The sequence below is a fragment of the Paenibacillus sp. 01T443 genome (assembly GCF_056398325.1).
In genome coordinates, this window is sequence record NZ_JBFTPE010000082.1 from 1 (window position 1) to 454 (window position 454).

Below are 454 nucleotides of genomic sequence, written 5' to 3' on the forward strand. Positions count from 1 at the left end.
GGATGTAGCGGCCCTTGGAGCTGGACGGCTTGAGGCGAACGATCTCCTCGAGAGCGGTCTTGATGTTCTCGTCGAGCTGCTCGGCCGAGAACGAGGCCTTGCCGACGACGAAGTGCACGTTGGCGTGCTTGTCGACGCGGAACTCGATCTTTCCGCCCTTGATCTCCTCGACGGCCTTGGCCGGGTTCGGGGTCACGGTGCCGGTCTTCGGGTTCGGCATCAGACCACGGGGGCCCAGCACCTTGCCGAGACGGCCGACCTGGCCCATGAGCTCCGGCGTGGAGACAGCCGCGTCGAAGTTGGTCCAGCCGCCGGCGACCTTCTCGATGAGCTCGGCGCCGCCGACCTCGTCCGCACCCGCGGCGATCGCGGCCTCAGCGGCCGGACCCGTCGCGAACACGATGACGCTGGCGGTCTTGCCGGTGCCGTGCGGGAGGATGACGGTGCCGCGCAC

1 protein-coding gene is annotated in these 454 nt (G+C 68.7%); it reads right to left on the minus strand.

Features of this window, described 5'->3' with window-relative positions:
- Positions 1-454 (minus strand): 50S ribosomal protein L1 (gene rplA, locus AC1DLI_RS34395; protein WP_477610224.1); only part of this gene is annotated, 454 nt, incomplete at both ends.